1 rRNA gene (cut by a window edge) is annotated in these 1,683 nt (G+C 54.2%); it reads right to left on the bottom strand.

The window, feature by feature from the left end:
- Positions 1-1,554 (bottom strand): 23S ribosomal RNA (locus tag QP982_RS10585); it reaches 1,117 nt to the left of the window's first position.
- Between the last annotated feature and the right edge of the window lie 129 nt (positions 1,555-1,683).

Below are 1,683 nucleotides of genomic sequence, written 5' to 3' on the forward strand. Positions count from 1 at the left end.
GGCGCGTGTTCAGGTGGGTTAGTATCCCTGATTCACCATGGGCGCGGACACACGGGTACGGGAATATCAACCCGTTATCCATCGACTACGCCTGTCGGCCTCGCCTTAGGTCCCGACTCACCCTGGGAGGATTAACCTGGCCCAGGAACCCTTAGTCATTCGGCGGAGGAGTTTTCCACTCCTCATTCGCTACTCATGCCTGCATTCTCACTCGCGCACACTCCACACTAGGGTTACCCCAGCGCTTCACAGCAGTCACGCGACGCTCCCCTACCCAACCACCAAAAGGTGATTGCCGCGGCTTCGGCGGTGTACTTGAGCCCCACTACATTGTCGGCGCAGAACCACTCGACCAGTGAGCTATTACGCACTCTTTCAAGGATGGCTGCTTCTAAGCCAACCTCCTGGTTGTCTTCGCGATCCCACATCCTTTTCCACTTAGCACACCCTTAGGGGCCTTAGCCGGCGATCTGGGCTGTTTCCCTCTCGACTACGAAGCTTATCCCCCGCAGTCTCACTGCCGTGCTCTAACCTCACCGGCATTCGGAGTTTGGCTGATGTCGCTAAGATGATAGTCCCGCTAAACCAACCAGTAGCTCTACCTCCAGGAGGAAACACACGACGCTGCACCTAAATGCATTTCGGGGAGAACCAGCTATCACGGAGTTTGATTGGCCTTTCACCCCTACCCACAACTCATCCCCTCAGTTTTCAACCTAAGTGGGTTCGCGCCTCCACAGAGTCTTACCTCTGCTTCACACTGGCCATGGGTAGATCACCCCGCTTCGGGTCCAGGACATGCCACTGACAACACACTAGTTAGTATTCGCTTTCGCTACGACTACCCCACCAAACGGGTTAACCTCGCGACATGCCGCTGACTCGCAGGCTCATTCTTCAAAAGGCACGCCATCACCCCACAAAAAAGGGCTCTGACGGATTGTAAGCACATGGTTTCAGGTACTATTTCACTCCCCTCCCGGGGTACTTTTCACCATTCCCTCACGGTACTAATCCGCTATCGGTCATAAGCAGGTATTTAGGCTTACCGGGTGGTCCCGGCAGATTCACAGCAGATTCCACGAGCCCGCTGCTACTCGGGCAACACACCAATTGCACGCACGGGTGTTTCACGTACCGGACTCTCACCGTCTACGGCAGGACATTCCAATCCACTTCCGCTACACCCACACAACACAACGCAGGACTAGCAGACCCTGCAAAGTGCATCCCCACAACCCCACGCACGCAAACCCTGCCAGGTATCACACGCACGCGGTTTAGCCTCATCCACGTTCGTTCGCCACTACTAACGGAATCACAATTGTTTTCTACTCCTACGGGTACTGAGATGTTTCACTTCCCCGCGTAACCACCAATTAGACTATGAATTCATCTAACGGCGACCGCCCACAACGACGGCCAGGTTTCCCCATTCGGACACCCTCGGATCAACGCTCAGTTGGCAGCTCCCCGAGGCCTATCGCAGCCTCTCACGTCCTTCATCGGCCTACTATGCCAAGGCATCCACCATGCGCCCTTACAACACAACACACAAACAAATAACTAAGAACAATCACAAACAGAAAAACTGCTTGACAAAATCGAACTTACAGAAAAACAAGATGCTCGCGTCCACTATCCAGTTCTCACACAACACCCACACACCACACACAAACCACC

This window comes from Corynebacterium sp. MSK019 (assembly GCF_030232425.1).
GTDB lineage: Bacteria > Actinomycetota > Actinomycetes > Mycobacteriales > Mycobacteriaceae > Corynebacterium > Corynebacterium jeikeium_D.